Here is a 21083-nt window from a genome sequence, read left to right on the forward strand (position 1 = left end):
GCGACCATGTCTCTGGAATATTCCATCGTATACAATGCTGAAAATCAATACGAATATCCTGTAAAAGAGGCGAGGTGGCAATTTCTCATCTTTCCGCATGAGGACGATAACCAGAAGCTCTTATCCTATGCTTTTACCAATTCCATGGACTTCCCTTATGAAGTTTCCATAAATGCGTATGGTTTTAAGGCTTTGCGAATTCTGGCGAGGTCAGAATTTGACCGCATCAATTTTCGTGCGAGCTTTTCTTTGCTCAAGACTGCGGTAAACCCCTTCGATTTTGATCTGGCCATTGATCCCGCTGAGGAATTTTTCCGTTATCAGGAGCTTCCTTTTAAAGTAGACCACGAACCTTTTTTGCGTAAGACTCCCCTGACTACTCTCTTAGAAGAACATCGCGATTTTTTTCAATTCGAAAAGCAGAAAACAGTTTTTGAAAATTTGCAACTACTCAACCAATGGGTATTCGAAAAAATATTCTACACTGCAGGGGTAACCAATGTAGATACCACTTTAGACGCTATTGTAGAGAATCGCCATGGGGTCTGTCAGGATTTTGCACATCTGTTTTCGGCTATCGCCAGACAATACGGCATTCCCTGTAGGTATGTTTCCGGATATCTGCACCAGGGGAACGGATATTTCGGGGATTCTCAAATGCATGCATGGACCGAAGCTTATGTCATCGATGTGGGATGGGTAGGTTTCGATCCTACTAATAATATTTTGGCTAGTGACAACCATATTAAAGTTGCTCACGGAAAGGACTACGCGGATTGTTCCCCTATTAAAGGAATACTTCTTTCACAAGGAGAAAATACCACTACCCATAGTGTTCAGGTTCAGGGGCAGCAGCAACAATAGCATTTATTTTGTTTTTTAAAGTTCTTCACTCTTTCAAAACGTCTTACTTTTACATGAAATTTATAGAGAATGGTAACTACAGATCAGCAGAAAGATCTTATTGAGCGCCTTGGTGCGTTAAGGAGGTATCTTTGACATCGATGCCAAATTGATTGAAATTGAAAATGAAGAAGAGAAGACCTTAGCTCCTGATTTTTGGGATAACCCCCAGGAAGCACAGCAGCAAATGCGTCTGCTTCAGGCTAAGAAAAAATGGGTAGAAGAGTATAATGCCTCGCTTACCTTAGCCAACGATTTGGAAGTACTGCTAGAGTTTCAAAAAGAAGGAGAAGTGTCTCCTGCTGAAGTTGAAGCACAATATGCAAAGGCCGTTGATGCTGTCGAGAAGCTCGAATTTAAGAACATGCTTTCCGAAGAAGGGGACGATATGACCGCAGTTCTTCAAATCACTGCCGGAGCCGGAGGTACTGAGAGTTGCGACTGGGCTGCAATGTTGATGAGGATGTACCTGATGTGGAGTGAGAAAAATGGATATAAGGTTAAAGAGCTCAATTATCAGGAAGGCGATGTTGCCGGGATCAAGACTGTAACCCTTGAAATAGACGGAGACTATGCCTTTGGTTGGCTCAAAGGTGAGAATGGTGTACATCGACTTGTTCGAATCTCTCCTTTCGACAGTAACGCCAAACGCCACACTTCTTTTGCTTCGGTCTATGTCTATCCCCTGGTGGACGACAGTATTGAGATAGATATAAATCCTGCCGATATTGAAATCACTACAGCACGTTCCAGTGGTGCAGGCGGACAGAATGTGAACAAGGTTGAAACCAAGGTTCAATTAGTGCACAAACCCTCAGGAATACAGATTTCCTGTTCGGATTCAAGATCGCAGCATGACAACCGAGCTACCGCTCTTAAAATGCTTAAATCTCAATTGTATGAAATTGAATTACGCAAAAAGCAGGAAGCCCGCGATGAAATTGAATCTTCCAAAATGAAGATTGAATGGGGATCTCAAATACGGAATTACGTGATGCATCCCTATAAACTCGTCAAAGATGTCCGAACCGGAGAAGAGACTGGTAACGTAGACGCAGTGATGGACGGAGACCTCGATATGTTTTTAAAGGCCTATCTGATGATGATGGGACAAAATCACGAAAGTTAAACTTATGATTACGATCTACCACAACCCAAGATGTCGAAAATCGCGAGAAGGCCTTGCCGTTGTAGAGGCAAGCGGGAAACCGTTTAAAGTTGTAAAATATCTCGACAACCGACTGAGCAAATCCGAATTACAGCAAATACTGGCTACCCTGAGCATGGGACCAATGGAGATAGTCAGAAAACAGGAAGCCATCTGGAAATCGGAATTTAAGGGGAAAGAAATGTCGGAAGAAATGATTCTTAATGCCCTTGTTGAGCATCCTAAGCTTATTGAAAGACCCATTGTGATGTACAACCAAAAAGGGGTGATTGGAAGACCTTCTGAGAATATCGCTGATTTGCTCTCAGACTAATTCGATTTCCCAATTTGTAAGGGCCCTTAGTCTTTTAACAAACATTTAACCGCAGGCTCATTTACTTCAGTTTACATTTGATATAATAACGATGATACCTAAACGACATTACACTTTACTTATATTATTCCTCTTAGGGATATCCTTTTACGCAGAGGCTCAGGTAGGAGCCATGGGCCGACGGAGGATTGTTCCACAAACCCAAACTGCACCGGCAAAAACAGAGCCTATGACGGCCGAAGAACTCGTAGAGGCTGAAATGCCCAAACTCCTCGAGTCTATTGATTTCTCCGAATTTGAACAAGCAATTTTAAAATCCATCCTTACAAAATATGTTCAGCAGCGAATAGAAATTCAGATTCTTCAATTGTCGCCAGAAAAAACAAGAGAGGCTTACGAACAGATCAATTTAAGTCAGGACGAAGAACTAAAAGCCAGCCTCCCTGAAGACAAATACGAGGCGCTAAAGGCTTACCGTGAAAGAGGTGGAAAGAAAGCCAAAACAAAAAAAAGAAAAAAGAAAAAGGGAACCTGATCAGAATCGAAGAAAAAGTACAAAAAACAAAAAGAAGCCAAATGGCTTCTTTTTTTTATGAGTTTCGCTTGGCTCTTCTCGCCTCGCGTTTTTCTTTAAAGATCTCCATTAGATTTCCACCCAACCAATAAGGTACTACAAAAAGCAAGAGGAACATCATCAGCCAGAAGCCTATAGTCACTATGGTTAAAAATGCCAAAAATCCAAGGTATTGATCAAATTCGAACATAAAATTTGCTTTATTAAGCAAAGATACTTGGAAATTCCTAAAAGATGCAAATCACGGCAAAGAAAATTATCGATGTGAAAAACAGATTTTCTGCTTCAAGCCTTACCTTTGTTTATCTAAAAGCACAATACGATGAAATTCAGGATTGAGAAAGACACCATGGGAGAAGTAAAAGTCCCGGCCGAAAAATATTGGGGGGCTCAGACCGAAAGATCAAGAAACAATTTTAAGATTGGCCCACCTGCCTCCATGCCTCTGGATATTGTTTACGGTTTTGCTCACCTTAAAAAAGCAGCTGCCTATGCCAATTGTGAATTAGGGGTTCTGGAAAAGGAAAAACGCGATTTGATCGGTAAAGTGTGTGACGAAATCCTTGAAGGTAAGCTCGATGACCAGTTTCCTCTCGTTATCTGGCAAACAGGATCCGGGACACAAAGCAATATGAATGTCAATGAAGTAATTGCCAACAGGGCCCACGAAATAGCAGGAAAAAAGATTGGCGAAGGCGCTAAAACAATACAGCCTAATGATGATGTGAACAAATCACAATCTTCCAATGATACTTTCCCCACTGGAATGCATATCGCAGCCTACACCAAAATTTCCAAGGTGACCATTCCCGGAATCACACAACTGCGAAATACACTGAATAAAAAGGTGGAGGAATTTGAAAGCATCGTAAAAATTGGCAGAACCCACCTAATGGATGCCACTCCCCTAACCCTGGGTCAGGAATTCTCCGGATATGTATCACAACTCGATCATGGATTAAAAGCCCTGGAGAACACCCTGGATCACTTAAGTGAACTGGCCCTCGGGGGAACCGCGGTAGGCACCGGACTAAATACACCGGAAGGGTATGATGTTCTGGTGGCAAAATACATTGCTGAATTTACCGGACTCCCCTTCAAAACTGCAGCAAATAAATTTGAGGCCCTGGCAGCACATGATGCCATGGTGGAAACTCATGGTGCTTTAAAACAGCTCGCCGTTTCTCTGAACAAGATTGCAAATGACATCCGTATGATGGCCTCCGGACCCAGGTCGGGAATTGGGGAGATCATTATTCCGGCCAATGAGCCGGGGAGTTCCATCATGCCCGGAAAAGTAAATCCCACCCAATCTGAAGCGCTAACCATGGTATGCGCACAGGTCATGGGAAATGATGTCGCTATTTCTGTTGGAGGGGCCCAGGGGCACTATGAATTGAATGTATTTAAACCCGTGATGGCCGCCAATTTGCTGCAATCTGCGGAATTATTGGGTGATGCCTGTGTAAGCTTTGATATTCACTGTGCTTCGGGAATAGAACCCAATCACAAAGTAATTAAACAATTACTGAACAATTCCCTGATGCTCGTAACAGCACTCAATACAAAGATTGGCTACTACAAAGCTGCAGAAATTGCAAATACAGCCCATGCGAATGGTACCACTTTAAAGGAAGAGGCGATCAATCTGGGATACGTCACCGCCGAAGAGTATGACCAGTGGGTTAAACCCGAGGACATGACAGGATCCCTAAAGAAGAAATAAACGATAATAAAAAAGGGCCTTCAATTGAAGGCCCTTTTTCATTTTAAATAATTCTATTTTACTTGAGGGTAAACTTAGAAGTTCCCAGAAGTTTCAGGTTGTCATCATAGACATTAACCATATAGTTTCCTGATTGAAAATCTCCGCCTGGCTTGTTGATAAAGTCACAAACATCCAGATCCTGGTTTTCGTAATAAAAATCAGTTGTCTTTGTGTAAGTTACAGAAGCTCCTTCATCAGTAGATTTAGTGCTACCACCTCCCAATACATTTCCTTGAGGATCTAAAACCTCGATAAGGAATTGTCTGTCTCCGGCTTGCGCGATGACGTTATCGGCAATAGTAAAACAAACTTTAAGTTTGTCGGTATTTCTGGCTCTAGGTGTAGAAACCAATCTACCGCTACTTCTCTCCTTTACTGCATCTACGTTGAAATCAGACAGGTTAAGAGCAGATCCTCTTTCAACAGCCTCGGCTAATTGAGTGTTTTGAACAACCAATGAATCATTGAAAACAGCCTGCTTTTCCAATTCTACGAAAGTGCTGTCTCGCTGCATAGCCAGAAGCGAATTAGAACGGGTAAGTGAATCAACTTGTTGAAGCAACTGCTCTCTTTCTTTTCTGAGAACAACCACCTGGTTTCTGTAACGTCTCAAAGAAGAGATGTCAGCCTGCATTGTTTGAACAGAGTCGATATACTTTGCGATCCTGTCTCTGGCCTCAACCAGTTCTTCATTTGTCGCGTTGCTTTCGAGAATGGCCTTGTCGTACTCAGATTGAAGACTTTTAAGATCTTCAACAACCAATTCCTTTTCCTGAGTTAGTTCAGTTTCCCTTTTCTTTTTGTCCTGGTAAAGACTCACTGTATAAATGATAGTACCCAAAAGTACCACGGCTAATAAACCGGCAATTACCTTTAATCCATTATTACTTTTTGTTTCAGTCATAGTGTAAAAAGTTTAATACGCTTATCTTTTTGTAACGTGTTTACATGCTATATACGATTAAAGTCTAGATTTAGATTTTTTGCATTAAAATATATTGTACATTCTTCTAGATTTACATGTAATGAATTAAATTACAAAGGACCAAAGCCAATATTTCATGGCTATTCAAATCATTCCCTTTAAATCGGAGCTCGCAACAGAATTCAGAGACTTGAATCTCGTCTGGCTGAATGAATACTTCCATTTGGAACCCAAAGACAGCGAATTGTTGGGCAGGGCACGGGAAGAAATTATCGACCCCGGGGGAGCGATCTTCTTTGCAGAGACGGCGGAGGGGCACATCATAGGCTGCTTTTCACTTATCCCCTACGGAACCAATAGTTTTGAGTTAGGTAAAATGACGGTTAAAAAGGGGTATGAAGGACAAAAGATAGGTCATGATCTTCTGGTATTTGCCATCAATTATACCCGGGAACAGGGAAAAGAATGGCTAGTTTTATATTCAAACACCATTCTAGAAACCGCTATTTATTTATACAGAAAATTTGGCTTTGAAGAAATCGAAATGGAATTTCCGCCACCTTATACCCGCAGCAATATTAAAATGGCGTTAAAGATCTCAGACTAAATATAAACCTGATTATCTTTAAAAAATTGAAATCACCATAATCAACTTATTGAAATGAATACATATTTAAAGTTCTTGCCGGTATTGTTATTGTTTATAAGCTCTTGTAAGGACGGAAAAAAGGAAGAGGCAGCAGAGGCTCTAAAAACCGGAACGGAAACAATGGCATCAGAGGAATCTCAAAGCGAATTACTGATAAGTCCAATAGAACACGCCACAGCGGTGGTTCAATGGGGTAACACTACTATTTACATTGATCCTGTTGGCGGGGCTGAAGTTTTTGCCGAATACCCAAAACCAGACCTCATTCTCATCACGGATATCCACGGGGATCATTATAACATTGAAACTATTGAAGGCTTAGACACTTCAGATGCCAAAATCATGGTACCACAAGCTGTTGCCGACCTTATGCCTGAACAATTTGCCACTCAGATCGATGTCTTAAACAATGGAGAATCAAAAGAGCGGTTCAATATTTTAGTTGAGGCCATCCCTATGTACAACCTCAGAGAAGAAGCTAAGAATTTCCATGTGAAAGGGAGGGGCAATGGATATGTTCTGAATTTAGGAGACGAACGAATATACTTTTCCGGGGATACAGAGGATATTCCTGAAATGCGAGCTCTTGAAGACATAGACAAGGCCTTTGTATGTATGAATTTACCCTACACAATGACGGTAAACAGTGCAGCTGATGCCGTTTTGGAATTCAAACCAAAACAGGTTTATCCTTATCATTTCCGCGGCCGTCCAGACGTGAGCGATGTCAACCAATTCGCAAGTCTGGTCAATAGCGGAAATCCGGATATAGAAGTTGTGCAGCTCGACTGGTATCCCAGTGAACCTTATTAGGTTTCAGGATTAACGAATCAATTTTTATACTTCAAACGCTTGGGGGTAAGATCGGCACCCAGGCGTTTTTTCTTGTTTTCCTCGTACTCAGAGAAGGAACCTTCAAAAAAATAGACCTGTGAATCTCCTTCAAATGCCAGCATATGGGTACAGACCCGGTCCAGGAACCACCTGTCGTGGGAGATGATAACCGCACAACCTGCAAAGCTTTCAAGTCCTTCTTCCAGCGCCCTGAGGGTGTTTACATCAAGGTCGTTGGTAGGTTCATCGAGTAATAAGACATTTCCTTCTTCTTTCAGGGTCATTGCGAGGTGGAGCCTGTTACGTTCACCCCCTGAAAGCATATTCACTTTTTTATTCTGTTCGCTGCCCGAAAAATTAAACCTGCTCAGGTAAGCTCTGGAATTCACCTGCCGTCCTCCCATCAGGATCAATTCCTGCCCGTCACTGAAATTTTCCCATATCGTTTTATTGGGGTCAATATTGGAATGACTCTGGTCTACATAAGCCAGTTTTGCCGTCTCCCCTACTGTGAATTCACCTTTGTCCGGGCTTATCTGACCCATGATCATTTTAAATATGGTCGTTTTCCCGGCTCCATTAGGACCGATGATGCCCACAATCCCGGCTTGAGGGAGTTTAAAATTGAGATCGTCGTACAGTAATTTATCATCATAGGCCTTGCTCACTCCCTTGGCCTCTATTACATTGGTTCCCAGTCGCGGACCATTAGGGATATAAATCTCCAGTTTCTCGTCGAGTTGTTTTTGGTCCTGACTTAATAATTTGTCGTAGTTCTTGAGTCGTGCCTTTTGCTTGGTCTGCCTGCCTTTTGCGCCCTGCCTTACCCATTCCAGCTCTCGTTCAAGTGTTTTCTGCCGCTTGGAAGCCTGCTTTGACTCCTGAGCCAGGCGTTTGGATTTCTGATCGAGCCAACTGCTGTAATTTCCCTTCCATGGGATCCCTTCACCTCTATCCAACTCAAGAATCCATCCTGCGACATTATCCAGAAAATAACGGTCATGGGTAACCGCTATTACCGTGCCCTTATATGTAGCAAGATGATGTTCTAACCAGTGAACCGATTCCGCATCCAGGTGGTTGGTAGGTTCATCGAGCAATAGGATTTCAGGTTCTTTGAGTAACAGCCTGCATAGCGCTACCCGCCTTCGCTCTCCACCGGATAATACTCCTATCTTTTTATCCGGATCTGGAGTCCGCAGAGCATCCATGGCAATCTCCAGTTTGGTATCTAGTTCCCAGGCATTTGCCGCATCGATCTGATCCTGCAGCCCCGCCTGCTTGTCCATGAGCTTTTGCATCTTATCTGCGTCCTCATAAACTTCGGGCAAGCCGAACATATCGTTTATTTTGTTGTATTCATCGAGGATAGCTACTGTTTCTGCCACGCCTTCCTTAACCACTTCCAGGACAGTCTTGGAATCGTCAAGAATCGGTTCCTGCTCCAGATATCCGACTTTGTACCCCGGAGAAAAGACAACATCCCCCTGATAATTCTTGTCCTCGCCCGCTATAATCCTTAGGAGCGTTGACTTCCCCGAGCCGTTTAGCCCCAGGATTCCAATTTTGGCCCCATAGAAAAAGCTGAGGTAGATATTTTTTAAAACAGGGGTATTTGCATTTTTATAGGTCTTGGAAACCCCGGACATGGAGAATATGACCTTCTTATCGTCTGACATCTGTATATGAGTTACTTTGAGAAAATGAAGTGGAAAATTTGCCTGTGATCTCTATACCCTTCCTTTTAGTGCGTTAAATACCCAGGCGATGGCAAAAAAACCAATCCCCACGGAAGCAAAACCCCAGCCGGCAACTTCGTCGTAGCGAAAGGCTCCCAAACCAATTAAACCTAAGCCTACTAAAATCATGATAAAGGTAGCCCAGGCGAGGACTGTATTTTTATTCATTCCCATACGAGTTAGTTTAGTAAAATCAAATATCGTAAAATCATCGGAATATAAGCCTAGTGAAAGAATTTATCCTTCAAAGGGAAAGCGTATGCCTGCGATCTCCCTGATCTTATCGAGTAAGGAAATCAGTTCCAAACTGTTTTTATGCGACCAATATGGACTTTCTGTGTTATTTTCTGCCAGGCAACGATGTACCTCTTCAATTTCATAGGTGTATCCCTTGCCAACTGTGGGATAATGGAATTCCTCTTTCTGTCCGTCCACGTCTAAGGTAAAACCTTGCGCTTCGTGCCATCTCGAATGAATAACCAAAGTTCCGTCATTCCCTGCGATTGTAGCTGTCATCGGACTTGTGGCCGTTAAGCCGCTGAATAAATGGGCATGTGCTGCTTTGTAGGTGAAGGTGACGGCGATCTGTACCTCGGTTCCTGTTTCGATAAATTTGGCGTCAGCGCTGATCTTTTCAGGCATCCCGAGAATCAAATAAGCCAGAAATACGGGGTAGATGCCAATATCGAGAAGAGAACCTCCGGCAAGTTCGGGGTTTAAGAGCCTTCCCTCACTGTCACGATCAAGGGCGAAAAAGGCGAAATCGGCCTGAAGATATCCCACAGCTCCAATTTCTCCGGAATCTACGCTCTCTTTGATTTTCCTTATGGATGGAATAAACCTGCTCCAAAGCGCTTCCATAAAAAAGACATTATTCTTTTTAGAAGCTGCAATCATGGCTTCCAATTCCCGGCGATTAATTCCTACGGGTTTCTCGCATAAAACATGCTTACCTTTTTCCATGGCCTTAATACTCCAGGTCAGGTGTTCGGTATGAGGTAAGGCAATGTAGACCACTTCTACCTCCTCACAATCGAACAAAGCATCGTAGTTGTCAAAGGCAAAAGGGACATTAAATTCCTTTTTAAAAGCATTGGCTTTAACTAAGGATCTTGAAGCCACCCCCATGAGCGCAGCATCATGTACAAGGGCCAGGTCTTTGGCAAATTTTTGGGCGATATTCCCTAATCCAATTATTCCCCATCCCACACTATTTGCCATATTCCATTGTATTTTTGTCAAAGTTAATGAATATTACTCCTTATCTTTAGTCGTCTAAAATTAAACCCTTCTTCACATATGGATATCAGCTTCAATATCAACGAAGACCACAATAAATTAAAGAGTTCAGACCTTAAAAAACAGCTTGCAAAAATTAAATTAGGAGGTGGTAAAGCCCGGATAGAGAAGCATCACTCCCAAGGTAAGATGACGGCTCGTGAACGCATCGAATATCTTTTGGACAAGGGTACAGATCACATTGAAATAGGGGCGCTGGCAGGCAAAGACATGTATGAAGAACACGGAGGGTGTCCCTCCGGAGGTGTTGTTGTGGTCATGGGGTATATCCAGGGCAGGCAATGTATTATTGTAGCCAATGATGCCACTGTAAAAGCAGGGGCATGGTTCCCGATCACCGGGAAAAAGAATTTAAGGGCCCAGGAAATAGCCATTGAAAATAGATTACCGATAATTTATCTGGTAGACAGTGCCGGGGTTTACCTGCCCATGCAGGAACAGATTTTTCCGGACAAAGAGCACTTTGGGAGGATTTTCAGGAATAATGCGGTTATGAGTAGTATGGGAATCCCTCAGATCGCTGCAGTTATGGGCAGTTGTGTGGCAGGAGGCGCCTATCTCCCCATCATGAGTGACGAAGCCCTGATCGTAGAAAAAACCGGGAGTATTTTCCTGGCCGGAAGCTATTTGGTGAAGGCAGCCATAGGAGAACAGGTAGACAATGAAACCCTGGGTGGAGCCACTACACATTGCGAGATTAGTGGCGTTACCGATTACAAGGCTAAAGACGATAAAGACGCCCTGGACACTATCAAAAAGCTCCTCGATAAATTCGGGGCATCAGACTCAGCCGGATTTAACAGAAGTAAACCTGCGCTCCCAAAAGAAAAGGAAGCAGAACTATTCGGGATATTGCCAAAGAAGAGATCAGATCAATACGATATGCTCGAGATCATAAAGCGACTGGTAGACAATTCAGAATTTGAGCAATACAAGGAAGGCTTTGGCAAGACTCTCCTTACGGGTTACGCCCGAATTGACGGTTGGGCCGTGGGAATTATAGCTAACCAGCGCAAGGTGGTAAAGACTAAAAAAGGCGAAATGCGGTTTGGTGGCGTGATCTATTCCGATTCCGCCGATAAGGCCACCAGATTTATCGCCAATTGCAACCAGAAAAAGATACCCTTAGTGTTTTTACAAGATGTTACCGGCTTTATGGTAGGCAGTAAAAGTGAACATGGCGGGATCATCAAAGACGGGGCAAAAATGGTCAATGCGGTAAGTAATTCTGTGGTTCCCAAGTTTACTGTAGTCATAGGAAATAGTTATGGAGCCGGGAATTACGCCATGTGTGGTAAGGCCTATGATCCTCGATTAATCGTTGCCTGGCCTAGTGCTGAGCTCGCTGTAATGAGCGGGAATTCGGCCGCTAAGGTGCTTCTGCAAATAGAGACGGCCTCTTTGAAAAAGAAGGGAGAAAAGATAACGGCTGAGAAGGAAAAAGAACTGTATGATAAAATCAAAGAGCGATACGACCATCAAATCTCGCCTTACTATGCGGCGGCAAGATTATGGACAGATGCAATTATAGATCCGCTGGAAACGAGAAAATGGATTTCCATGGGAATAGAGGCCGCTGATCATGCACCTATTGAAAAACCATTCAACATGGGTGTGCTACAAGTTTAATAATTGAATTCCTAGGACCTTTCCAATCTGATATTGATAAATTTCTTCTTTAGGATCTTGATCCTTAGTTTTTTCATGCCCCTGGCAGAAAACTCTATTAAATCCCCTTCCGAGGCCGGAATTTCATAATTTCCTTTTTCATTGGTCTTAACAGTGATATCGTTGCTCAGATTAACCACTTGTACATCTGCCAATGCTATATTCCCATTAAATACATATCCTGAAATAAAGGATGTATTTGCTTCCTCTTTCTTCCTGTTTCTAGATTTTTTATTGGTTTCTTGAAGTATCCGGTACTTTGCAACCTATAGGCCATGGCTGCATCCGATAACAATTGCCATGTATCCTGACTGGCATATTTCTTATAGGAATCGGTAAACTTATTATTGGCTGCAGCCAATATAAGTCCAATCTTACTATTGCCGTACACCCTCAACAACTCCAAACTCGCAATAAAATCGTCTTTTACAAACAGATCAAAAGGTCTCAGATCAACTTTGTAAAGCCCGGGGTATTTGATCGTATGAAGAATATTTTTTCCGCTTTCGTTTAGATTAGTTCCGGGGAGAGAACTCTTTCCGTCTGTTTTGTAGAAGTTAATCCTTATCAAAACGCTGTCAGCTGTGTTTCCAACAACCTCAAAAGTAAACTCATTGAGCCTGCGCAATCCCTTTCTGATCCGTATCCTCGTACCCAGTTCTCCCCCTAAAGCTATATTATCCTTCCAATAGCCATAAAACTGATGTCCCCCATTTTCATAGCCGATCGATTCTTCACTTTCGTATAAACCCACATTTGTGACCACTACTTCGTTCAGCAATTCTACCTTGGGTTCCATGAGAATCCGGGGGTATTCATTATAACGAAATTCGAGATCTGAGACCAGCTTGTTAATAGTAGTATATCCCAGTGCAGAGAACTGTAGCACTTCTTCCGCACTAAATAGTCCCCGATCCAGTTCTAGATGGAACAAGCCATCTTCATTACTCACGGTCCCAATACCCTTGTCCACAATACCTATATTGACAAAAGGGATGGGTTGATTTGTTTTCTTGTCTACAATAATGCCTTTATAATCTTGCTGAGAATTGGCCAGATTAACTAAGGATATAAAAAGAAAATATGTAATAATTGATTTAATTCGAAACAAGGGATTGTGAATTTTGCACCTTGAATAGCTCCTGATTTACATTTTTTAACTGTAGCTTAAACACTTTCACTTCTTTGCGTTGCGACTGCGTCCCAAAGTTGGAATAGATGGTCGCCTTTAAAAAGGTAGGGGTTAAACTCTTATTTCCTAAATAGGTTAGATTAATCTGCCAGGTACCGGTAAGGCTTCCGTCAATAAGGTACTCTTCGCAGGAATATCCCTTTATTTTCTCCTCTCGGATACGATCAGGATCGGCGAGCAAACTGTGCTCCCATTTGAAATACTTTTTCTCCGGATTAACAAATTGCAGTTCAAACTCCGCTTCGCTGTCATTCCATTCAAAAACAATACGGGTACCTTCAAAATCACTGTTCAGGGAAGGGCCCTTCTTTGCCTCTGTTCCTATCAATTCCTTTCTGTGGAGTTCGAGCAGGTTGCTGAATTCACGTTCTATCAAGGGGGTAAATTCCTTGTCCTCTGCTGTAATAAAACCCTCAGAGATCAGGTAGTCATATCTGGCGTAGATGGCGGCCGACTTACGGTAATCGCCCACATCGACATAACTCAGGGCCAGATCCCTGTAGGACTGGGCATAATTAGGTCTCAATATGAAAATTTCTTTGTAAAGTTCATGCGCCCTTTCTGTCCTACCCAGGGTTTGGTACAAGTAGGCCAAAGCCTTCATCCCCACCGGGTTTTCTTTAAATAAATACCAATGATCCTCAATAATCTGATCAGCAAAGGACGTATTTTTCCACTTGGCAGCAAAATACCCAAAGACATCCAAAAAGTAATACGGGGAACTACTGTACTTTTTAGATTGAGATTTATAAAGTTCCAGAGCCTCTTCTTCCGACCCACTGGCATATAAGTCCTTGAGATAGGTAGGAACACTTGAGCTTAATTTGTCTTTCGAAAGTGCATTCCCTCCATAAATATTATTCCTCAACAAAGCCTGATCATAAGGGCCACCCGTTAGCGGTTCCCTAAAGGTATTTGCGCCTTTTGTATTGATCACGATAATTCCTCCATTTCCTTGTCCTCCGTATTTATTCACAAGGCCAAGGCCGCTGAGAATAGCAATACGCTCAACGTTCTCTATGTTTACAAAATCCGGGAAATCTTTGAGAATTAAACCATCTACATCATAAATAGCGGGGAACATCCCCATTGCAGATCCTCTTAAGTATATCGTTGGCTTGTAGAAATCACCGGAGCGGTCAACACGAATACCGGCCGCTCGGTATTGGATGGCAGATGCAAGATCAATGCCTCCAAAAAGGAATTGGGATTTATCGATAATCCTTACAGAGAAGTTTGTGATTTCCTTGTCGAGAATTCCAAACGCAGTATTGATCAGGTTTTTATTGCTGTTGTATTCCTTTCGCAATTGAGCCTGACTTTTAATCTTTGTCTTTTCTACAACTACCTCGTCAAGGACATTTACTGCTGTATTTAATTTAATATTGAGGACCGAACTCACATCTTCCACCACGATCTCCATGTCGGACAGACCGGGATATGAAAAGGTCACAAGGTCACCTTCCGAAGTGTCTATTTCGTACTTCCCTTCAACATCAGTTTTGACCATTTGCCCGCTCTTCTCGGAACGCACTTCTGCATTAACTAACGGGGTTTCCATATTAGTCACCTTTCCCCTGATGGTAAGTTGATTCTCCTGAGCCTGCAATGCTGCAGTAAAACACAGAAGCAGGCTAAAAATAATTGTCTTTTTCATAGCGTTTTCTCAATTAAATGATCAGCAGTATTACCACAAAAAACCTGCCAATTCCCTTAAAATTAAGAAAATTATTGATTCAATTTACAAGCAGGGTTTTTAGTTGCTTAGTTTCCTGCCGACTGTTGAATACGACGACTATCTCTTCCGATTTTTGATCGGGATATCCAAAATTCTGATAGATGGTGCATTTTAATACAAAGGGCACCTGATTGGTCATGTTTATATGGTTTAAATAGGTAGCGTTAAGGATCCACTGTCCCTGAACTCCTTCTCCGTAGAATTCAAATTCCTCTGAAGTGTACCGATTTAAAATCTCGTCTTTCATTCGCTCTGCGTTGGAAATACTGTTGTGCTCCCAGTTAAAATATCGTTTTTGAGGGTTCACAAACTGCAGATTAAATTCGGCTTCCGGATCGTTCCACTCAAAAACCAGGCGAACATTGTATTTAATGTTATTCAAGTAGTTGTCAGGGACCCCAGTCAAATTTAATTCACCCTTCTGCTTGAATACAAGATTCTTTAACTCCCTGTTTACTGTTTTGGCGATAGGCTTTACGGCCAGGTTTGGCGGTGCAGAATTTTCCTGCAATGCCAGCAGTTGCTGCAGTGCCTTATTATACTCACCCAGGCGCCTGTATGCAACAGCCAAATCGAGATACGCCTGCACGTTTTTATCGTCAATCTCAATGATCTCCTCATTGATCGCAAGCACTTGCAGATAATACCCTAATTCTGACAAGGCAAGAGAAACCGCCTTCATTGTCTTGATATCCCTGGGAAACAGTTCAAGGATGCCAGAGGTTATTGTAGCAGCTTTTTGGCTGTCCCTGGTTTTGAAATAGTCGGCCGCATCAAAGAAAAACTCCATCTCTGCTTCGGCCTTAGACCTCATCTTTAAATATGCAGTATATGCCTCTTCAGTGGAATTAGATAATTCCAGTGTTTTTCTGAACGCGGAACGACTTCCAACAACGGCTTGTTCCTCATCGTAAATATTATCCGTGAGTCGGGCCAGATCCCGGGGTTCACCTGTTTGGTTAGCAGCTGCGGCACCTTTACTCGTTATGAGAATCACACCATTGGCTCCGATACTACCGTACTTATTGGTAGCCGCATAGCCTTTTAAAACTGAAATTGAGGCAATATTATCAGGGTTGATGTAATCAAAAACTTGCTGTCCGGAAACTGAAGCCCCCTTAGATGAATCGGATTGACGTTGTGGCACCCCGTCAATAACAACCAGACTGTAATTATTACCTAAAATTGAGGTGTTCGATCGCATTGTAGCTCTACTGATATCTTCGGTGTTTCCCAGGTTAACATTAGAGAATTTATTGATTACCGATTGAGACACATCTGTCTGAATCGGGTTGATTTCGTTTTCGTCTATCGATTGAGCTGCATAGCCCAATTTTTCGGCATTTTCCTTCCCATAAGCCGTCGTGACCATTGAAGTTTCCTCTTCTTGTCTTTTCTCAATCAGCGTAACCTCATCCAGGGTAAATACATTGCCTTCCAGGAACACATTCATCTGATCCGTATCTTCGACGGCTACCACCTTGTAGGTATTGTTGCTCCTGCTGCTAATCAAGAGACTGTCTCCGGGATTCGCTTCTATGGAAAAACTTCCGTCAACTACAGACCTTGTACCCCCTGAAATACCCTTTACTGCTATCACCACATCAGGTGTTGGTTGATTATCTACATACACTTTTCCTCTCACCAAATTCTTCCCACTACTTTGAACCTTTTTCAGACTGCCTATGTTCTCAGGTAAGATCGCCGCAAAGTCCATCAAGCGGTAACGGTTGATCAGGGCAGACCTCTTCAGGAATTCCTCGTCCCGGTTGGGCGAACTATTGATCAGATAGCTTTTGGCAGGAAGCTCGGGATAATCTTTTTCAAAAACCCCGTTTCCATCAGTGAACATATAAATATTCGGGTGTTTGGCCTGGCCTTTTAATATGGCGTAATGGTTGGCTCCATCGTATGTAATGGCTAAAAGGTCTTTGCGCAAGCTTTCCCAATTACCCCCTTTAATTTGGTACGATCGTTCTTCAGTTTCGATATTGAACAGAACAAGTTGCACTTCCTGGTCTGGTGTGCGTTGAAATAATTTTCCAAGAACATCCAGCTCTTTCTCCAGATCTCTGTCTTTCATGGAAACAGATGTATCCCAGAAGATCGTCGTATTTGGATTCCTGATTTCCTGAGCCCCAAGAAAGGAGTTGCTCAACAATACTGTAATTAAAAAGACTATTAAATTTCTCATATCATTGACCTTGGTGGGGCATTGGCCTTGGTATTAGAAGTAAATCGGTTTGTCTGCCATTCACATATCTGAACCCTTCAGGGCCAAAAAACCCTGCTTCTTCCAGCATGATACGGATATCGCGTTTCCACTGCGGAATATTCACAGTGGTATTGAGCTCAATGGCATAAACCGTGTTAGGATTGAGGGGGTAGTTATCCCCGTCATCTTTCATCACTCCACCCTGGGCATCCCACATCCCAATGGTTGTTCCTGCAGAATGACCGTACATGCCTAAAGGATGAGTATATATTGCTGGGCGAAGCCCTTCTGCCCTGCCTGCCGCCAGGGCTTTAGCCAGGATCTGATTCCCTGTCATCCCCTCTTTCATATTTTCGGTAAGATGATCCTGAACTCTGTTTCCTTTTTTTAAAGCCTCAACAAGGAATTTGGGCGGGGTGGTCTCATCTGGCTTGAGGACATAAGCCAATTCCTGACAGTCGGTATTAAGCCTGAGGTAGGTGATCCCAAAATCGCAATGCAATAAATCGCCGGGCAGGATGACCATATCATCGGGCCTGCCCGAAAATGAATACAAATGACTCACCAGAGTTTCATTTGTCCGTTGTATGTCTACTGTAGGATGAAACCAGGTCTCAAGGCCCAGATCCGTAACTTTCTGCCGCATCCACCACTCCACCTCTGAGGTAGTGGTAATCCCGGGAGTGATTACCTTTTCTGAAAATGCTTCCTTGATAATTTCATGGGTTATGCTGACCAACTGAGAAAAAATGACCATTTCGCGTTCTGTGCGGGTTTCTATCCATCGCACGGCGAGTTGCTCTGCCGAGCCCACTCTTTTATGATAACGGGAAGGGAGGTATCCCATAAACTCGTCATAATCTGTCTTGTCGAGTCCGTCTGCAATATTGTGGTCCCTGGAATAATTGAGTCCGATTTTGGATGGATTTTTTTCTTCGATGATTTCCATAAGGCGTTTCCACTGATTGGGCTGTTCTTCCTTATCCCAGGCCGAATCAATATTTTTGCCGACATTATAACGCGCAACAGCGAGCTTTTCAATGGTATTTTTAGCCGTATCCCTATAGAACACCAGTATGGTTCTGCGTCTGGCATTGAGCCAGGTGGCTGGCAGCATGGTCCGAAGTACAGGATCCTCATTGTACTCGCGGGAAATAAGTATCCACATATCGAAACCGGTCTTGTCCATTAGCTGGGGAAGAAGGGTGTTAAAACGCGTAGAAAGGATTTCATCAACTACCCGGGCGCGATCCTCCTCAGGCAGGATATGCTGGGAAAACCCAGGGGTAATTGCCCAAAGGAAGCAGAGAATTAAACAATATTTAAATGGAAAAAAATTAAAACGATTTAAGTATGAAACCATAAAGCTTAGAGTAGATAAAATTATGTTTCAAAATACGGCTTTTTAGGGAAATTAAAATGCCCTTATATTTAAGAATGAAATTATCTTCCTTCTTTGTCACGGTCATGCTCGTCTTATCTATGGCCTGCTTTTAAAGTAAGAAGATCTCCATGCCCGAGTTACCCGATCCTGTCATACTTTTTCAGGTAAAAAATATTGTTTTTATCGGTAACAGTCATACCCATTTTTAAGTGGGCTTGTATTTCTATCAAAGGAATTTACCGCGGTGGCCGATCTTGACTACACACCTGCTATCGATAAAATTGCAATAGATGGCGCCACGATGCAGGATCACGCTGAAAGTGCAAGTACGATAAACAAATTAAGTAAAAAGGAAATTCGACTGAGATCTGCATGTTTACTATCCGGGCCTATGTGGATCAATCCGGGATGCTAGCTAATATTTTTGCCACTTATGCACAGGCAGCACCTCTTGTATCCGGTATTGTAGGCCTATAGTATTGGGATTACAAAAGATATAAGATGATCCTCTAAGTGAAGTTATGTTTTACAGTGTTGATGGGGTCCATCCCAGCGAGGCAGGTTCTTTTTTTACAGCTGCCTTGTTTTATACAACCATATACGGTAAAGATCCGTCAATTAATCCTTGTACCGCCTCCCTAAAACCGGCCACGGCCCTTTATCTCAAGGAAAAAGCAAAAGAAGTCTGGGAAAACTATCAAGATTAAGTCAGAAATTGCTCCTTGAGTATTTTGCGATCGAGTTTTCCGCTCTTCGTGAGCTCAAATTTAGGAATAAAGTGTACCTCCTTAGGCATTTCGTATTGGTCTAGGCTGTCCAGATCCGTTATTTTATTTAGTATTTGAGCTGCATCCCCCTCTCCTTCTACTACAAGAACCAACTTTTCACCCAGCTTTTTGTCAGGCTTGCCCAGAACAGTAAACCGAGATTCTATGATGGGGTTTAATTTGTTTTCTATGGTTTCAGGAATGAGTTTTACCCCGCCGGAATTAATGATATTGTCCCAACGGCCGAGCCATCTAAATTCGTTTTCCGATATGAGTTCAACCAGATCATTGGTCACCAGGGAGTCTACATCCAAATCAGGAGCATTAATCACGAGACAATTCCGGGAATCTGTAGAAACTGTAATCCCGGGCAGGGTTTTAAAAGGATTAACCAGCTGCTCATTAAATTCCGCCTCACTTCCATTGACCGCCCTAACGGCAATATGAGAACAGGTCTCCGTCATTCCATAGGTTTCAAAAATTTTGGATGAGCTGCTTTGTAGTTTTTCCCTCAATTCCGAAGAAAGCGGCGCTCCTCCAACCAACAATGTTTTTACCCTCGATAGATGTTTAATGGACTTCTCCAACTGTAAAGGAACCATTGCACAGAGGTCATAAGTCTTATTTATTGCGCTCAACGGGGATGAGGTAGGGTCTACAGTATCAAGGGACAACCCGAGCACCATGGCCCTGACAAGTATCATTTTCGCCGCAATATGAGTGCCTGATAGACATAATAAGGCAGTCTGGTTTGCTCCTATACCAAAGTACTCTCCCGTATTTAATGCGGAGTTCACCATGGCTTGCTTTGAGACACTAATGGATTTTGCTCTTCCGGTTGTTCCCGAAGTTTTCAAAAAGACATGGTCCTTTGGGGATACCCAGTCCATTAAAAAATCACCTATGAGTCGTTCTTCTTTTTCACCTTCTTTGATAAGGCTGTAGGCCATGTCATTTAAGTCGTGATATGTGTAATGTACTCCTTGGAATCTAAAAGAAGGATGTGTTTCTTTAAACTGATTTTGCATGTGAGTAATTTTCTTCAAATTCTTCTTTCGTATGTACCTTTCCTGCCAATCGCTCCTTCCAGTTCTTCCATCCGTATTTTCTGGAAAAATAGTAAAGTAATAATGGGAAAACTACAAATACGGGAACCAGAATATCCCATCCCAGAACAGGCTCAGATACATCCCTGTAAATGGAATTCGTCTGAAACGCAGTCCAGTCGGCGGTTACCAATAGCGCTCCAAAGAGGTTATTGGCTGCGTGAAACCCCAAAGCCAGCTCTAAACCTTCATCCATAAGGGTAATTATTCCCAGAAATAGCCCGGTACCGATGTAGAAGATCATCACTCCTGGGCCAAGGGTGTCCACTTCCGGATTCCCCAGGTGCATCAGACCGAAGAGCAAGGAAGTAAATAATAATGGAAACCATCTGTTTTTAACCAGCAGGCCGATGCCCTGCATCATATGACCGCGGAACATATACTCTTCAAAACTCGTCTGCAGGGGGATAAGCAGTACTCCAATCAATGCTAGTTTTAAAAAAGGTATGAGTTGAAAATTGAACTCGAAATTCTCGGGAGAAAACCATACATCAATCAGGGTTAAGCCCACAGTTATACCACCCCAGAGCAAAAAGGCAAACCAAATCCTTTTCCAGTCCACTTTTTTCCTTGATGTTGTAAGCGCCCTGATTGACTGGGATTGCACCAGTTTTACCCACCCAAGTACAAAGAAAAGGCCGAGGGCTAATGGGAAAAGAAGTAAAATCAGAACTAGATTAGAGCCCAGTTTTTCGATCATATCGGCCATCATAACTTCTACGCTGACCGGGGAATAAAGTACAGAAATGTAATTAAAGACCATCAGGGCAATAAAGCCTAAGGGTAAAATCCAGAATTTCCATTGCTTGTATTCTCCTTCATATCCTTGTTCTATATACAT

At 42.7% G+C, this 21083-nt stretch carries 21 protein-coding genes; 9 read left to right on the plus strand and 12 right to left on the minus strand.

The genetic code is table 11. The features are described from left to right. Positions 1-6: 6 nt before the first annotated feature. The 4 genes from EQY75_RS06975 (at position 7) to EQY75_RS06990 (ending at position 2919) form a co-directional block, all read left to right on the plus strand. The gene (locus EQY75_RS06975) at positions 7-864 is read left to right on the plus strand and encodes a transglutaminase-like domain-containing protein (RefSeq protein ID WP_129604239.1); all 858 of its coding nucleotides are present in this window, start codon (positions 7-9) and stop codon (positions 862-864) included. A gap of 69 nt (positions 865-933) precedes the next feature. Continuing rightward, positions 934-2032, plus strand: a protein-coding gene (gene prfB, locus EQY75_RS06980; RefSeq protein ID WP_129604242.1) for a peptide chain release factor 2 whose coding sequence is annotated in 2 segments (ribosomal slippage) — positions 934-996 and positions 998-2032 — 1098 coding nt in all. Because the reading frame shifts where the segments join, the coding sequence is not laid out codon by codon here. Between the two features lie 4 nt (positions 2033-2036). Further along, positions 2037-2384 (plus strand): arsenate reductase (glutaredoxin), encoded by a 348-nt coding sequence (gene arsC / locus EQY75_RS06985; protein WP_129604245.1) that lies wholly within the window; start codon positions 2037-2039, stop codon positions 2382-2384. A gap of 91 nt (positions 2385-2475) precedes the next feature. After that, on the plus strand, positions 2476-2919 hold the full coding sequence (locus tag EQY75_RS06990) for a hypothetical protein (protein ID WP_129604247.1): 444 nt from the start codon (positions 2476-2478) through the stop codon (positions 2917-2919). A 55-nt stretch (positions 2920-2974) separates the two neighbouring features. On the opposite strand, the gene EQY75_RS13985 is transcribed toward EQY75_RS06990, so the two are convergent. Beyond that, positions 2975-3148: a hypothetical protein gene (locus tag EQY75_RS13985; protein ID WP_165200566.1), complete on the minus strand. Its 174-nt coding sequence runs from the start codon at positions 3146-3148 to the stop codon at positions 2975-2977. Between the two features lie 132 nt (positions 3149-3280). Here EQY75_RS13985 and fumC point away from each other — a divergent pair, with 132 nt between their 5' ends. Next, a complete protein-coding gene (fumC, locus tag EQY75_RS06995; protein ID WP_129604250.1) occupies positions 3281-4684 on the plus strand; it encodes a class II fumarate hydratase in 1404 nt (467 codons plus the stop codon). 58 nt (positions 4685-4742) lie between these two features. On the opposite strand, the gene EQY75_RS07000 is transcribed toward fumC, so the two are convergent. Beyond that, positions 4743-5630, minus strand: a complete 888-nt coding sequence (locus EQY75_RS07000; protein ID WP_129604252.1) for a coiled-coil domain-containing protein — start codon at positions 5628-5630, stop codon at positions 4743-4745. Between the two features lie 157 nt (positions 5631-5787). Here EQY75_RS07000 and EQY75_RS07005 point away from each other — a divergent pair, with 157 nt between their 5' ends. Together EQY75_RS07005 and EQY75_RS07010 are read left to right on the plus strand one after the other, a co-directional pair. Continuing rightward, on the plus strand, positions 5788-6258 hold the full coding sequence (locus tag EQY75_RS07005) for a GNAT family N-acetyltransferase (RefSeq protein ID WP_129604254.1): 471 nt from the start codon (positions 5788-5790) through the stop codon (positions 6256-6258). 54 nt (positions 6259-6312) lie between these two features. Next, positions 6313-7113, plus strand: a complete 801-nt coding sequence (locus EQY75_RS07010; protein ID WP_129604257.1) for an MBL fold metallo-hydrolase — start codon at positions 6313-6315, stop codon at positions 7111-7113. Positions 7114-7130: 17 nt separating this feature from the next. On the opposite strand, the gene ettA is transcribed toward EQY75_RS07010, so the two are convergent. The 3 genes from ettA to EQY75_RS07025 form a co-directional block, all read right to left on the minus strand. Beyond that, entirely contained in the window at positions 7131-8813 is a 1683-nt protein-coding gene (gene ettA / locus EQY75_RS07015; protein ID WP_129604259.1) for an energy-dependent translational throttle protein EttA, read from the minus strand. Between the two features lie 51 nt (positions 8814-8864). Further along, the gene (locus tag EQY75_RS07020; protein WP_129604262.1) at positions 8865-9047 is read right to left on the minus strand and encodes a CAL67264 family membrane protein; all 183 of its coding nucleotides are present in this window, start codon (positions 9045-9047) and stop codon (positions 8865-8867) included. A 63-nt stretch (positions 9048-9110) separates the two neighbouring features. Continuing rightward, positions 9111-10094, minus strand: a complete 984-nt coding sequence (locus EQY75_RS07025; RefSeq protein ID WP_129604264.1) for a Gfo/Idh/MocA family protein — start codon at positions 10092-10094, stop codon at positions 9111-9113. Between the two features lie 78 nt (positions 10095-10172). On the opposite strand from EQY75_RS07025, the gene EQY75_RS07030 reads away from it, so the two are divergent. After that, complete coding sequence (locus EQY75_RS07030) at positions 10173-11801, plus strand: acyl-CoA carboxylase subunit beta (RefSeq protein ID WP_129604266.1); 1629 nt, start codon at positions 10173-10175, stop codon at positions 11799-11801. Between the two features lie 11 nt (positions 11802-11812). Here EQY75_RS07030 and EQY75_RS07035 read toward each other — a convergent pair whose 3' ends face one another. The 5 genes from EQY75_RS07035 to EQY75_RS07055 form a co-directional block, all read right to left on the minus strand. Next, the gene (locus EQY75_RS07035; RefSeq protein ID WP_129604269.1) at positions 11813-11995 is read right to left on the minus strand and encodes a hypothetical protein; all 183 of its coding nucleotides are present in this window, start codon (positions 11993-11995) and stop codon (positions 11813-11815) included. 2 nt (positions 11996-11997) lie between these two features. Continuing rightward, positions 11998-12951: a carboxypeptidase-like regulatory domain-containing protein gene (locus EQY75_RS07040; RefSeq protein WP_165200569.1), complete on the minus strand. Its 954-nt coding sequence runs from the start codon at positions 12949-12951 to the stop codon at positions 11998-12000. Next, a complete protein-coding gene (locus tag EQY75_RS07045; RefSeq protein WP_129604274.1) occupies positions 12938-14689 on the minus strand; it encodes a carboxypeptidase-like regulatory domain-containing protein in 1752 nt (583 codons plus the stop codon). The genes EQY75_RS07040 and EQY75_RS07045 overlap by 14 nt, the downstream gene beginning before the upstream one ends. Positions 14690-14768: 79 nt before the next feature. Further along, on the minus strand, positions 14769-16964 hold the full coding sequence (locus EQY75_RS07050; RefSeq protein ID WP_129604276.1) for a TonB-dependent receptor plug domain-containing protein: 2196 nt from the start codon (positions 16962-16964) through the stop codon (positions 14769-14771). 1 nt (position 16965) lies between these two features. After that, complete coding sequence (locus EQY75_RS07055; RefSeq protein WP_129604278.1) at positions 16966-18348, minus strand: M24 family metallopeptidase; 1383 nt, start codon at positions 18346-18348, stop codon at positions 16966-16968. Between the two features lie 542 nt (positions 18349-18890). Here EQY75_RS07055 and EQY75_RS07060 point away from each other — a divergent pair. Next, positions 18891-19076 carry a hypothetical protein gene (locus EQY75_RS07060; protein ID WP_129604281.1) on the plus strand — a complete coding sequence of 62 codons (186 nt, stop codon included), beginning with the start codon at positions 18891-18893 and terminating at the stop codon, positions 19074-19076. Here EQY75_RS07060 and EQY75_RS07065 read toward each other — a convergent pair. Further along, on the minus strand, positions 19073-20164 hold the full coding sequence (locus EQY75_RS07065) for an AMP-binding protein (RefSeq protein WP_129604283.1): 1092 nt from the start codon (positions 20162-20164) through the stop codon (positions 19073-19075). The genes EQY75_RS07060 and EQY75_RS07065 overlap by 4 nt on opposite strands. Beyond that, the gene (locus tag EQY75_RS07070) at positions 20148-21083 is read right to left on the minus strand and encodes a CPBP family intramembrane glutamic endopeptidase (protein ID WP_129604286.1); all 936 of its coding nucleotides are present in this window, start codon (positions 21081-21083) and stop codon (positions 20148-20150) included. Before EQY75_RS07070 ends, EQY75_RS07065 begins: the two co-directional genes overlap by 17 nt.

The sequence above is a fragment of the Muriicola soli genome (genome assembly GCF_004139715.1).
GTDB lineage: Bacteria > Bacteroidota > Bacteroidia > Flavobacteriales > Flavobacteriaceae > Muriicola > Muriicola soli.